This is a genomic window from Actinomadura sp. HBU206391 (assembly GCF_014323665.1).
GTDB lineage: Bacteria > Actinomycetota > Actinomycetes > Streptosporangiales > Streptosporangiaceae > Actinomadura_C.
Map to the genome: position 1 here is coordinate 1 of NZ_JABVEB010000172.1, position 12,151 is coordinate 12,151.

13 protein-coding genes and 1 pseudogene are annotated in these 12,151 nt (G+C 69.9%); 5 read left to right on the plus strand and 9 right to left on the minus strand.

Translation table 11 applies throughout. The features are described 5' to 3' along the window. The 5 genes and pseudogenes from HKK72_RS29345 to HKK72_RS29365 form a co-directional block, all read right to left on the minus strand. Nucleotides 1–213, minus strand: a pseudogene (locus tag HKK72_RS29345) (cytidine deaminase); the annotation flags it as partial. Nucleotides 214–689: 476 nt separating this feature from the next. Then, nucleotides 690–2,000 carry a hemolysin family protein gene (locus tag HKK72_RS29350; protein ID WP_187237681.1) on the minus strand — a complete coding sequence of 437 codons (1,311 nt, stop codon included), beginning with the start codon at nucleotides 1,998–2,000 and terminating at the stop codon, nucleotides 690–692. Further along, the gene (gene ybeY / locus HKK72_RS29355) at nucleotides 1,997–2,476 is read right to left on the minus strand and encodes an rRNA maturation RNase YbeY (protein WP_187237682.1); all 480 of its coding nucleotides are present in this window, start codon (nucleotides 2,474–2,476) and stop codon (nucleotides 1,997–1,999) included. The genes HKK72_RS29350 and ybeY overlap by 4 nt, the downstream gene beginning before the upstream one ends. Next, a complete protein-coding gene (locus HKK72_RS29360) occupies nucleotides 2,473–3,549 on the minus strand; it encodes a PhoH family protein (protein WP_187237683.1) in 1,077 nt (358 codons plus the stop codon). Before HKK72_RS29360 ends, ybeY begins: the two co-directional genes overlap by 4 nt. A gap of 115 nt (nucleotides 3,550–3,664) precedes the next feature. Continuing rightward, nucleotides 3,665–4,006, minus strand: coding sequence for a histidine triad nucleotide-binding protein (locus tag HKK72_RS29365; RefSeq protein WP_315987500.1), 342 nt, complete (start codon nucleotides 4,004–4,006; stop codon nucleotides 3,665–3,667). Between the two features lie 305 nt (nucleotides 4,007–4,311). Between HKK72_RS29365 and HKK72_RS29370 the strand changes: the two genes are divergently transcribed. Beyond that, nucleotides 4,312–4,854 (plus strand): SigE family RNA polymerase sigma factor, encoded by a 543-nt coding sequence (locus HKK72_RS29370; protein WP_315987501.1) that lies wholly within the window; start codon nucleotides 4,312–4,314, stop codon nucleotides 4,852–4,854. Beyond that, entirely contained in the window at nucleotides 4,851–5,510 is a 660-nt protein-coding gene (locus HKK72_RS29375; protein ID WP_187237685.1) for a hypothetical protein, read from the plus strand. Before HKK72_RS29370 ends, HKK72_RS29375 begins: the two co-directional genes overlap by 4 nt. Before the next feature lie 9 nt (nucleotides 5,511–5,519). Here HKK72_RS29375 and HKK72_RS29380 read toward each other — a convergent pair whose 3' ends face one another. Genes HKK72_RS29380 through hrcA form a run of 3 tightly spaced genes read right to left on the minus strand, consistent with a single transcriptional unit; the run spans nucleotide 5,520 to nucleotide 8,398 of the window. Further along, nucleotides 5,520–6,251 carry a 16S rRNA (uracil(1498)-N(3))-methyltransferase gene (locus HKK72_RS29380; RefSeq protein WP_187237686.1) on the minus strand — a complete coding sequence of 244 codons (732 nt, stop codon included), beginning with the start codon at nucleotides 6,249–6,251 and terminating at the stop codon, nucleotides 5,520–5,522. Continuing rightward, nucleotides 6,248–7,384 (minus strand): molecular chaperone DnaJ, encoded by a 1,137-nt coding sequence (dnaJ, locus tag HKK72_RS29385; RefSeq protein ID WP_187237687.1) that lies wholly within the window; start codon nucleotides 7,382–7,384, stop codon nucleotides 6,248–6,250. Before dnaJ ends, HKK72_RS29380 begins: the two co-directional genes overlap by 4 nt. Next, complete coding sequence (gene hrcA, locus HKK72_RS29390; RefSeq protein ID WP_187237688.1) at nucleotides 7,385–8,398, minus strand: heat-inducible transcriptional repressor HrcA; 1,014 nt, start codon at nucleotides 8,396–8,398, stop codon at nucleotides 7,385–7,387. A gap of 220 nt (nucleotides 8,399–8,618) precedes the next feature. On the opposite strand from hrcA, the gene HKK72_RS29395 reads away from it, so the two are divergent. The 3 genes from HKK72_RS29395 (at nucleotide 8,619) to HKK72_RS29405 (ending at nucleotide 10,845) form a co-directional block, all read left to right on the plus strand. Further along, nucleotides 8,619–9,218: a hypothetical protein gene (locus HKK72_RS29395; protein WP_187237689.1), complete on the plus strand. Its 600-nt coding sequence runs from the start codon at nucleotides 8,619–8,621 to the stop codon at nucleotides 9,216–9,218. 92 nt (nucleotides 9,219–9,310) lie between these two features. Next, complete coding sequence (locus tag HKK72_RS29400; protein WP_187237690.1) at nucleotides 9,311–10,138, plus strand: DUF3097 domain-containing protein; 828 nt, start codon at nucleotides 9,311–9,313, stop codon at nucleotides 10,136–10,138. A 23-nt stretch (nucleotides 10,139–10,161) separates the two neighbouring features. After that, a complete protein-coding gene (locus HKK72_RS29405) occupies nucleotides 10,162–10,845 on the plus strand; it encodes a DUF4870 domain-containing protein (protein WP_187237691.1) in 684 nt (227 codons plus the stop codon). A 24-nt stretch (nucleotides 10,846–10,869) separates the two neighbouring features. On the opposite strand, the gene hemW is transcribed toward HKK72_RS29405, so the two are convergent. Continuing rightward, entirely contained in the window at nucleotides 10,870–12,078 is a 1,209-nt protein-coding gene (gene hemW / locus HKK72_RS29410) for a radical SAM family heme chaperone HemW (protein ID WP_187237692.1), read from the minus strand. Nucleotides 12,079–12,151 lie beyond the last annotated feature (73 nt).

The window sequence follows — 12,151 nt, forward strand, 5'->3', positions numbered from 1 at the left end:
GCTCTCCTCGACCGATTCTCCCCGGGTGACGACGGCCGCGGCCTCGAGCTCCTCGGCCCCGCTCGACACCGCCATCGCCACCGCGACCCGCAGCGCGGACAGCTTGAACGAGGGCAGGTCGACGGTCGCCGCGGCATACGTCCGTCCCGTCTCGTCCCGGACCGCCGCGCCCTCGGCGGCGCCCGTACGGGCCCGCGCCGATCGCGCCAGCATGATTATCTTCGCGTCCTCCGCACCGATCTCACTCACGTCTCCAAGGGTAGAGGCGCACGAGACATCACGCGCACGGCGCACGTCGCGTCGCGGAGACCGCGCACGTCGGCGAGAACGAGCCGGTGGGAAGCCCCGGACCACCGGGCCGCGCCGCCTGAGACATGCGCCTCAGGCGGACGGGCGGACGGCGAACGGCGGACCCGCGGGATGTCCTGTTGGGACAGGACGGCAGCGGTCTTACGTGATGCGGGCTCGTCCGTTCGTCGCCCGTGCGGTGTTCCTTCGATCCGGGTTCTCCACGCGGCCCGCGATGACGACATCGGCCTGCCGTCGGCGCGGCTCCGCGACCCCTTTGAGATCCCCCCAAATGATCTCCAAACGTACTGATCATTCCCGCGTGGGAGGCCGGCTAATCCCGTGTCAAGAATGTCTTACGGTGTGTCGCGCGCCGGGCCTCGACCACCGGACCTCTACCACTAGGCCTCGACGTGCTCGGAGTTCTCCGGCTCGGCGGGCTCCGCGGGCCGGATCCGCTCGACCAGCACCGTGCCGATCCGGTTGCGCCGCCCGGCGATGCTCTCCGCCTTGAGGCTGAGCCCGGCGACGGTCGCGGTGGACCCCTCGATGGGCACCCGGCCGAGGGCGTGCGCGAGCAGCCCGCCCACGGTCTCGACGTCCTCGACGTCGATCTCGACGTCGAACAGCTCCGACAGCTCGTCGACGGGCAGCCGCGCGGTCACCCGGTAGCCCCCGCCCGGAAGGTTCTCCACGCGGGGCGCCTCGACGTCGTACTCGTCGGCGATCTCTCCGACGATCTCCTCGAGGATGTCCTCGATGGTGACCAGGCCGGCGGTGCCGCCGTACTCGTCGATGACGATCGCCAGGTGGGTCTGCTGGGCCTGCATGTCGCGGAGTAGTTCGTCGATGGGCTTGCTGTCGGGAACGTAGGTCGCGGAACGCATCACCGTTTCGACCGTCTCGACCGACTCGCCGTCGCGGTACTCGTGGCTGCGACGGACTACGTCCTTGAGGTAGGCGATGCCGATGACGTCGTCCTCGTTCTCGCCGACCACCGGGATCCGGGAGAAACCGCTGCGCAGCGCAAGCGACAGCGCCTGGCGCAGGGTCTTGTCCCGTTCGATGAACACGATGTCGGTGCGCGGCACCATCACCTCGCGAACGAGGGTGTCGCCGAGCTCGAAGACCGAGTGGATCATCTCGCGCTCGTCCGGCTCGATCAGGCTGCGCTGCTCGGCCAGGTCCACGAGATCGCGCAGCTCCGCCTCGGAGGTGAACGGCCCCTCGCGGAAGCCCTTGCCCGGGGTGAGCGCGTTGCCCAGCAGGATGAGCAGCCGAGGCAACGGGCCGAACACCCGCGTGACCGGATGCATCAGGCCCGCGCCGGCCAGAGCGATGTGGTCGGCGTGCTGGCGACCGAGAGTGCGCGGCCCCACGCCGACCACGACATAGCTGACCACGATCATGATGACGGCGGCGACGACGTACGCCCGCCAGGTCTCGTCCAGCCAGGCCACGCACAGGTCCGCCACGATCACCGTGGCGGCGAGCTCACCGCTCACCCGCAGCAGCAGCACCAGGTTCAGGTAGCGCGCCGGATCGGCGACGACCTCGGCGAGCCTGCGGGCACCGCGGCGGTCCTCCCGCACGAGTTCCTCGACGCGCACCCGGGACACCCGCGCCAGCGCGGTCTCGACGCTGGCGAGCAGCCCGGCCACCGCCACCAGGGCCGCGGCCCCGACCAGCAACCAACCGTGAGAAGTGCTCACGTCGCGTCGCGTTTCTCCCGCCAGGAGGCCATCAGCCCGTCCTGCAGGCCGAACATCTCCTTGTGCTCGGCCGGCTCGGCGTGGTCGTAGCCCAGCAGGTGCAAGATCCCATGCGTGCACAGCAGCTGCAGTTCGTTCTCGGTGCTGTGGCCGGCCTGCCGGGCCTGCGCCTTGGCCACCGCCGGGCACAGCACCACGTCACCGAGCAGCCCGGGGTCGGGCGCGCCGCCGTCGTCGGAACCGCCGGAAAGATGCCCGGGTCGCAGCTCGTCCATGGGGAAGGCCAGCACGTCGGTCGGTCCCGGCTCGCCCATCCACTTCTCGTGCAGTTCGGTCATCGCCGGCTCGTCCACGAGCAGCAGCGACAGCTCGGCGAGCGGGTGGACCTTCATTTCGTCGAGCACGTGGCGGGCGAGCGTGACGAGACCCTCCTCATCGACCTGCGCGCCCGACTCGTTCAGCACCTCGATGCTCATTTGCGCCCCCGTTTGCGAGGCCCCCGGTCCGCGCCGCCCTGCTGGGTGTGCCCGCGTCCCGCCTCACCCTCGACTTGAAGCGCCTGATCGTACCGGCTGTAGGCGTCCACGATGTCGGTGACGAGCTTGTGGCGCACGACGTCGTTGCTGTTCAGGTGGCAGAAGTAAATGTCACGGATGCCGTCGAGGATGCCCTGGACGACCCGCAGACCGCTCTGCTGGCCCCCCGGGAGGTCCACCTGGGTGACGTCACCGGTGACCACGACCTTCGAGCCGAAGCCGAGCCGGGTCAGGAACATCTTCATCTGCTCCGGCGAGGTGTTCTGCGCCTCGTCCAGGATGATGAACGAATCGTTGAGCGTGCGCCCGCGCATGTACGCGAGCGGCGCCACCTCGATCGTGCCGGCGGCCATCAGGCGCGGGATCGAATCCGGGTCGACCATGTCGTGCAGCGCGTCGTACAGCGGCCTCAGATAGGGGTCGATCTTCTCGAACAGCGTGCCGGGCAGGAACCCGAGCCGTTCGCCCGCCTCGACGGCCGGCCGGGTCAGGATGATCCGGCTCACCTTCTTGTCCTGCAGCGCCTTCACGGCCTTGGCCATGGCGAGGTAGGTCTTGCCGGTGCCCGCCGGGCCGATGCCGAACACGACCGTGTGCTGATCGATCGCGTCGACGTACCGCTTCTGGTTCAGCGTCTTGGGCCTGATCGTCCGGCCGCGCGAGGACAGGATGTCGAGCGTCAACACGTCGGCCGGCCGCTCGACCGCGTCGGTACGGAGCATGGCGAGGCTGCGCTCGACGGCGTCGGGCGTCAGCTGAGCCCCGCTCTTGAGCAGGTCGACGAGCTCGGCGAACAACTTGGTGGCGAGCTCCGTCTCCTCTTCCGGACCGGTCACGGTGATCTCGTTACCGCGGACGTGGATGTCGCTGTCGAAAGCGCGCTCGACGACGTGGAGCAACTCGTCGCTGGACCCGAGCAGGCCCACCATCGAGTGGTCGTCCGGCACGACAATCTTGATCTGCGAGCGCGGCGCCGTCTGGCGTTTCCGCGCGGAACGTGTTGATTCGACCATCAGCCGGCCTTACGGCCTCTTCGCCCTGCTTCCTGTTGACTCTGCGTGATCTGGCGCGATGCTCCCATGGTACTGGTCACGGCTGCGCGCCGCCCGACGGCGGGTACCGTCGCGATCACCCTGGAGGCCAGTTCAGGCCACGCCCGCCGAGCAGATGCGCGTGCGTGTGGAAGACGGTCTGCCCCGCCTGGGGGCCGGTGTTGAACACCACCCGGTACCCGGTCTCGGCCATCCCCGCTTCGACGGCGACCTGATGCGCCTCCCGCATCATCTCCGCGAGCAGTTCCGGATCCGCCGCGGCGAGTTCCGCCACGTTGACGTGGTGCTCCTTGGGGATCACGAGCACGTGCGTCGGCGCCTGCGGATTTATGTCCCGGAACGCCAGCACGCGCTCGCTCTCGCGCACGATCATGGCCGGCACGTCACCTGTGACGATCTTGCAGAACAGGCAGTCCACGGATGTCCCCCTCAGGCGGTGTCCTCGAATGCTATCGAGATCGGCGGATTTGAATCGCCTCTTGGGTCCGAGACAGGCCGTTTACTCGTTAAGGTTGCAAGTCAGTGCGAACCCCCCGGCTCGCCGGCTTTTGGTGACGTGTCTACCACGCACGCGATCCGTCGGGTTCGCCATCCACGCCGTGACGGGGTGCGGCCATCCGACTGGATGGTCAGGGGACGGCAAAGGTGGCGGATAGGTTGACCGAGGCGAGAGCAGGAATGCCCTTTCGTAAACCGGACGGCGAGGGTGCGCGTCCCACTGATGTGACCGAGACCCTTGTGGCGAACGGCGCGACCCGCGCGGTCGCCGTCGCCTGGGACGCCGATCAGGCGGTGACGGCGCTCTACAGCGCCAACTACCGCTCGCTGGTGCGTCTCGCCGTTCTGCTCGTACGCGATGTCGGAACGGCCGAGGAGGTCGTGCAGGACGCCTTCATCGCCATGCATGGCGGGTGGCAGCGCCTACGCGACCCCGACAAGGCCCTCGCCTACCTCAGGCAGGCCGTGGTCAACAAGTCACGGTCCGTGCTGCGCCACCGCGCGGTCGTGGAGAAGTACGCCCCTAAGGGCCTGCCGGACGCTCCGAGCGCCGAGAACGGCGCCATCGTTGAGTTCGAGCGGGCCGCAGTCGTCAAAGCACTCAGCACGCTGCCGAGAAGGCAGCGGGAAGCACTCGTTTTGCGGTATTACGCCGATCTGTCAGAAGCGGAGATCGCCCATGCGATGGGCATCAGCCGCGGAGCCGTCAAGAGCCATACGGCGCGCGGAATGACCGCGCTCCGAGGCGTTCTGGAGCAATTGTCATGACCGATCCCCACGACGAGTACGGCGAGATCCTGCGCCGTGCCCTGCACGCGGAGGCGGAAACGGTCGTGCCTGCGGCGGACGGGCTCGACCGGATCCGTGCGCGTATCAGCGAACGTCCGGCGTCGAGGTTCAGCTGGGCGTCGGCCTGGTCGTGGTTCACCGCCACCTGGGCGCGCCCGGCGATGGCGGGCGCCGCCTCGCTCGCCATGGCGGCCGTCGTCGTGTCCGGCACCCCTGCGATCAGCAGCTTCACCGTGGGCGGACACCGCGCGCCGGATCAGGGCGAACACGGAGAGAAGGGGACTTCCGGCGGCACCGAGCCCGGCGGCGGCGGGCAACCCGCCCAGTCTCCGTCCGAACCTTGGCGGCCCCAAGGGCTGAGCCCGACGAAGTCGCGACAGCCGTCGCCCTCACTCGGAGGGCCGGCCTGCGGCCGCCCGCTGGGCGCGGAAGTACCCTCGCCGGCGAGCGAGACCGACACGCCCCCTCCGGTGGAGCAGACGTCGCCCTGCGAGTCGACGGCAACGACCACCGCGCCGACCTCCCCGGATCCGACCGAGTCGACCGACGATCCGCCTCCGCCGGGGACGCCCCCGCCGCCGGAGTCGCCGCCCACGGGAGGCGATCAGCAGCCGTTGAGCCAGGTGGACCCCTGACCGGGGCGTCTACCAGCGGCCGCAGGCGCTGAGCAGCACCGCGGCTGCCGCGACCCCCGCGGTGGAGGTGCGCAGCACCGTCGGCCCGAGCACGGTCGGCACACCGCCCGCCTCGGTGAACCGGTGCAGTTCCTCGTCGGTGATGCCGCCCTCCGGGCCGACGATCAGGAGGACGTCGCCGGCCGGTGGCGGCGTCACGGCGCTGAGCGGCTCCTGCGCGCCCTCGTGCAGGACGAGCGCCCGTGCCGCCCCGGCGACCCGGTCGGCCACCTGCGCGGTGGTGGCGAGTTCGGCGACCTCGGGCAGCCAGCAGCGCCGGGCCTGTTTGGCCGCCTCGCGTGCGGCGCCGCGCCACCGGCCGAGGGACTTCTCCCTGCGGTCCGGGCGCCACTGGGTGACGCACCGGCTCGCTGCCCACGGCACGATCTCGTCGACGCCCACCTCGGTCATCGTCTCGACCGCGAGCTCGCCGCGGTCGCCCTTCGGGAGTGCCTGCACGACCACCAGGCGGGGAGTGGGCGCGGGTTCCCGTCGCCGGGCGATGACGTCGAGCTCCAGGCCGCCGCGCACGACCTCGCCGACCACGCATTCGGCCAGCAGGCCGGCTCCGTCGGTGAGGTCCACGCGCTCACCCGCGCGCAGCCGGCGGACGGTCGCCGCGTGCCGTCCCTCGGCCCCGCCGAGCACGACCCGGTCGCCCGCCAGTTGCGCGGATTCAGCGAGGAAGACCGGTGGACTCACCGGTCATGGGTGTTGAAGACGTCACGGAGCCGCGAGAAGAAACCCGACTGCCCCGGGGCGAACTTGCCGGGCGGCCGTTCCTCGCCGCGCAGCTTGGAGAGCCGTCGGAGCAGTTCCTCCTGCTCCTCGTCGAGGCGGATCGGCGTCTCCACGTTGACATGGATCATCAGGTCGCCGCGGCCGGTCTCGTTCAGGTGCTTGACGCCCCGTCCGTACATCGGGATGACCTGGCCGGACTGCGTGCCCGGCTTGATGTCGACGTCCTCGGGACCGTCGAGGGTCTCGATGACCACCTTGGTGCCCAGCGCGGCGGCGGTCATGGGGATCTGCACAGTGCAGTGCAGGTCGTCGCCCTCGCGCTCGAAGATCTCATGCGGCCGCTCGACGATCTCGAGGAACAGATCGCCCGGCGGTCCGCCGCCCGAGCCGACCTCGCCCTCGCCGGCGAGCTGGATGTGGGTGCCGTTCTCGACGCCCGCGGGGATCCGTACCTTGATCGTCCGGCGGGTGCGGACCCGCCCGTCTCCGGAGCACTCCGGGCACGGGTTGCGGATCACGCTGCCGAAGCCGCCGCACTGCGGGCACGGGCGCGAGGTCATCACCTGGCCGAGGAAGGACCGGGTGACCTGCTGCACCTCGCCTCGGCCATGGCACATGTCACACGTGTCCGGGGCGGTGCCGGCCGCGGTGCCGGTGCCGGTGCAGCTGGAGCAGACGATCGCGGTGTCGACCGTCAGCTCGCGGGTGGTGCCGAAGGCGGTCTCGGACAGGTCGAGCTCGACCCTCAGCGTCGCGTTGCGTCCCCGCCGGGCGCGGCTGCGCGGGCCGCGGGTCGCACCACCGCCGAAGAAGGCGTCCATGATGTCGCTGAAGGGGAACCCGGCGCCGAATCCGGCGCCGCCCCCGGCGGTGGCCGAGGCGAACGGGTCCGCGCCCAGGTCGAACATCTCGCGCTTCCTGGGGTCGGAGAGCACCTCGTAGGCCTGGGTGATCTCCTTGAACCGCTCCTGGGTCTCCGGATCGGGATTGACGTCCGGGTGAAGCTCGCGCGCAAGCCGGCGGTAGGCCTTCTTGATCTCATCCGCGCTTGCGTCGCGGCGCACCCCGAGGGTCGCGTAGTAGTCGTTTGCCACTTACGACCCCGCGAGGATCTGACCGACGTAGCGTGCCACTGCCCGTACTGCTCCCATCGTGCCGGGGTAATCCATTCGTGTCGGGCCGAGAACGCCCAGCTTGGCCAGGGCCTGGTCACCGACGCCATAGCCCACGGCGACCACCGAGGTCGACCGCAGGCCCTCATGCGGATTCTCGGTGCCGATCCGCACCGTCAGAGTAGAGGAATCACCGGTCTCACCGAGCAGCCGCATCAGCACCACCTGCTCCTCCAGAGCCTCCAGGACGTTCCGGAGGCTCTCGGAGAAGTCGACGGCGGCCAGGTTGGCCGCGCCGGCGAAAACGATCTTTTCGTCGTGCTTTTCCACGAGGGTCTCGAGCAGTACCGAGACGACCGAGGCCGCCACCGCGCGGTCCTCGGCCGACACTCTTTCGAGCAGATCGGCCACCGCGTTCGGCGCGTCAGTGAGCCCGCACCCGTCCAGACAGGTGTTGAGCAGCGCGCGCAGGTGCGCGATCGAGTCCTCGGAGATGGCGGAAGGCGTCTCGACGACCCGCTGCTCCACCCGTCCGGTGTTGGTGATCAAGACCAGTAGGAGCCGGTTAGAGGCGACCTGGACGAGCTCGACATGCCGCACCGCGGACCGGGTGAGCGACGGATACTGCACCACGGCGACCTGGCGGGTGAGCTGTGCCAGGAGCCGGACGGTGCGGCCGACCACGTCGTCGAGGTCGTATGCGCCCGCCAGGAAGGTCTCGATGGCCCGCCGCTCCGCGGGCGAGAGCGGCTTGATCGTCGACAGCCGGTCGACGAACAGCCGGTAGCCCTTGTCGGTCGGGACGCGCCCCGCGCTAGTGTGCGGCTGGGCGATGTAGCCCTCTTCCTCGAGCACCGCCATGTCATTGCGGATCGTCGCCGGGGAGACGCCGAGATTGTGGCGGTCGGCGAGCGCCTTCGAGCCCACGGGCTCGTTGGTGGACACGTAGTCCTCGACGATGGCGCGCAGCACCGCCAGTTTGCGGTCATCGAGCACTTGCTCTCACCCCCCTGCCCACTCGACTCGCAGCCGTGCCCCGATCCAGGCCCGGCTTCCTGGCACTCCCTGTTTCCGAGTGCCAAGTGTACGGCGATCGTAGGGGCACTGGAGGCATCGGGCGTCGCGGCCTTACCGGGATGTGGAGCCGCGAGCCCCCGCCCTGGCCGGAACATGTCAGCTCTGACCACGATGATCCCTGATATGCGACGCTCACAGCATGTACCCCCCACCACCGCGAATCGACCCCCGGGAGCTCCGGCCCGGCCGCCACTGGTTCGTCGTCGCCGGTCTCCTCGCTCTTGTGTTCATCGCTCTGGGCGTCGGTGGTTTCGCATGGGGGCTCACCAGCTCGATCAAGAACCTTGAGATCAACAGGCAGTTCCAGGCGAACGAGACCGTGACCGTCCAGATGACCCCGGAGTCCTCGATCGGCGTCTACGTGACCCTCTCGGTATCGGGCGACCCACTGGACGGGAAGTGCACCGTCACCTCCCCGTCGGGTCAGAGCGTTCCCGTCACCACGCCCAGTGGGACCTTCACGGTGAACACCGGCGACCAAAGCTGGCAGGAGATCCATGTGGTCCAGGCCACCGAGGCCGGTGCCCACCGGCTGACGTGCCAGAGCGGGATCGGGCCGTACGCGACGGGCAGGCACCCGGACACCGAGGCCTTCGGGGGGCTCATCGGCGGAGTCGCGGCCCTGCTGGTGTTGCCGCTCGTCGGCGTGGTCACCGGCGCGATCATCGCCACGGTCACCGGTGTCAAGCGCGGCGGCCACCGCAGACGGCTGCTCGCCGAGCGTTACGGACGTCTCTAGCACCGCGTGGCCCGCGTGTCGGTCGCCATTGAGCCGGATTCGCCCGGTACGGTGCCGTCCGTCGCCACCCCGAGGAGACGGGAGCCGTGCCCATGCGCGCCAGGAAGTATGACGCCGACGTCCTCGCAGGCGACTGGCGACGACCACGGCGCGGCCAGATCCCCGAGCTGCCGGCCGAGCGCGACCTGGTCGTCGAAGATCCGTCAAGCGGGTTCTGCGGCGCGGTCGTGGCCTGTGACAAGGAGGCGGTGACGCTCGAGGACCGATTCGGCCGGCGCCGCGTGTTCCCGCTGGCCAAGGCCGGCTTCCTGCTCGACGGCAAGCCCGTCACCCTCGTACGCCCGGCGTCGGGGCCGAAGCAGCCGCTGCGGTCGGCGTCGGGGTCGATCGCCGTGCAGGGCCTGCGCGCCCAGGTGGCCAAGGAGAGCCGCATCTACGTCGAGGGCCTGCACGACGCCGAGCTGGTCGAGAAGATCTGGGGCCACGACCTGCGCGTCGAGGGCGTCGTGGTCGAGTATCTCGAGGGAATCGACGATCTGCCGGCCATCGTGGACGAATTCGCTCCGGAGCCCGGCCGGCGGCTCGGCGTGCTCGTCGATCACCTGGTCCGCGGGTCGAAGGAGAGCCGGATCGCCGCCCAGGTCACCTCGCCGGACGTCCTCGTCACCGGGCATCCCTTCATCGACATCTGGCAGGCGGTACGGCCCGCGGCGGTGCGCATCGAGGCGTGGCCGGACGTGCCCAAGGGCATCCCCTGGAAAGAGGGAGTGCTCGCCGCTCTTGGCTGGGGTGACGATGTGGGCGCAGCATGGAGGCGGATCCTCGGATCAGTCGGCACCTACACCGATCTGGAGCCGGCGCTTCTCGGCCGCGTCGAGCAACTCATCGACTTCGTCACCGCCCCCGAGCCGCTCGACTGAGGCGCCCTCGAAAGGAGCACGGCATGACGGACAAGACGCCCGAACAGCCCGGGAACGAACCACAGCCGGGGTACGGGCAACAACCCGGGTACGGGCAGCCGGAGTACGGCCCGCAACCCGGGTACGGACAGCAACCCGGCCATGGCCAGCAACCCGGGTACGGGCAACAGCCTGGATACGGGCAGCAACCCGGCTACGGACAGCAGCCCGGGTACGGGCAACAACCCGGGTACGGGCAGCAACCCGGCTACGGCGAGCCGGGGTACGGGCGGCAGCCGGACTACGGCACGCAACCCGGGTACGGCCAGACTCCCGGCTACGGCCAGCAGCCCGGATACGCGCAGCAGTACGGCAATCTCCCCCCGGGCTACAGCGCACCCACGACGCCCGACGAGCGGCAGTGGGGGATGCTGGCCCATATCGGCCAGGTCCTCGTCGGCTTCGTCGCGCCCTTGGTCGTCTATCTCGCCAAGAAGGACGAGTCCGCCTTCTGCCGCCACCACGGAGCCCAGGCGCTCAACTTCGCCATCACGCAGATGGTCTACTCGATCATCAACTTCATTCTGATCTTCTTGATCATCGGGTTCATCACCTGGCCCGTCCAGGCGATCGCCGCGATCGTCTTCATGATCATCGCCGGCGTGGCGGCGAACCGGGGCGAGTACTACCGGTATCCGGCCTTCATGGCGTGGCCCATGATCAAGTAAGCCGGTCGGAGTATCCCGCGGCCGTCAGGTGAGATCCCGGACGACCGCGTCGGCCAGCAGGCGCCCACGCCGGGTGAGGCGCGCGCGGCCGATGTCGTAGGCCTGCCGATCCAGCAGGCCGTCGGCGATCAGGCGCTCGACCGCGCCCTTGTCGAGCAGGTCCGCGGGGCAGCCGTCGGCGAGCCGGACCTCCAGCATGATCCGCTCGATCCGCCGGTCCTCGGCGCCGAGCACCTCACGGGCGTGCGCGGGAGTGACCCGCTCGGCCAGCCGCGCCGCGTACGCGGCGGGGTGCTTGACGTTCCACCAGCGGGTGCCGCCGACGTGGCTGTGCGCGCCAGGCCCCGCCCCCCACCAGTCCGCGCCGGTCCAGTAGAGCAGGTTGTGCCGGCAACGCGAGGCCGGGTCGGCCGCCCAGTTGGAGATCTCGTACCAGTTCAGGCCGTACGCGCTCAGCCTCTCCTCGGCCATCAGGTAACGGTCGGCCATCGCGTCGTCGTCGGGGGCGGCAAGCTCACCGCGCCGCACGCGGACGGCCAGCCGGGTGCCCTCCTCGACGATGAGGGCGTAGGCGGAGACATGGTCGGGCCGTACGGCGAGGGCGGCCTCCAGGGAGGCCAGCCAGTCCTCGTCGCGCTCCCCCGGCGTGCCATAGATCAGGTCGAGGTTGACGTGTTCGAATCCGGCGGCGCGGGTCCACTCCGCCACCTGCGGCACCCGCCCCGGAGTGTGCGTGCGGTCCAAGGTCGCGAGCACGTGCTCGCGTGCGCTCTGCATCCCGTAGGACATGCGGGTGAATCCGGCCTCCCGGAGCCGCCCGAGGTAGGCCGCGTCGACCGACTCCGGGTTGGCCTCGGTGGTCACCTCAACGCCGGCGGCCAGGCCGAACTCGGACTCGATGGCCTCGAGGATCCGCCCGAGGTGGTCCGGTGGCAGCAGGGTGGGCGTGCCGCCGCCGAAGAACACGGTCTCGACGGGGAGATCCACCTCGCCCAGCACCCGCCTGGCCATCCTGATCTCGTCGATGACGGTGTCGGCGTACGACTCCCTCGACGCCCCGGGCCCGAGCTCGGCGGCCGTGTAGGTGTTGAAGTCGCAGTAACCGCAGCGGGTCACGCAGAACGGCACGTGGACGTAGAACCCGAACGGCCGGGTTCCCAGCCCGTCGACGGCGCTCTCCGGGAGAGCGCCGTCGCTGGGCACGGGGTCGCCGTCAGGCAGGATCGAGGGCACCCCTCAAGTCTGCCGCCCCCGCCGAGTCGTCCGTCCACACCGGACCGCGAACAACTACATGATCACGGCTGGG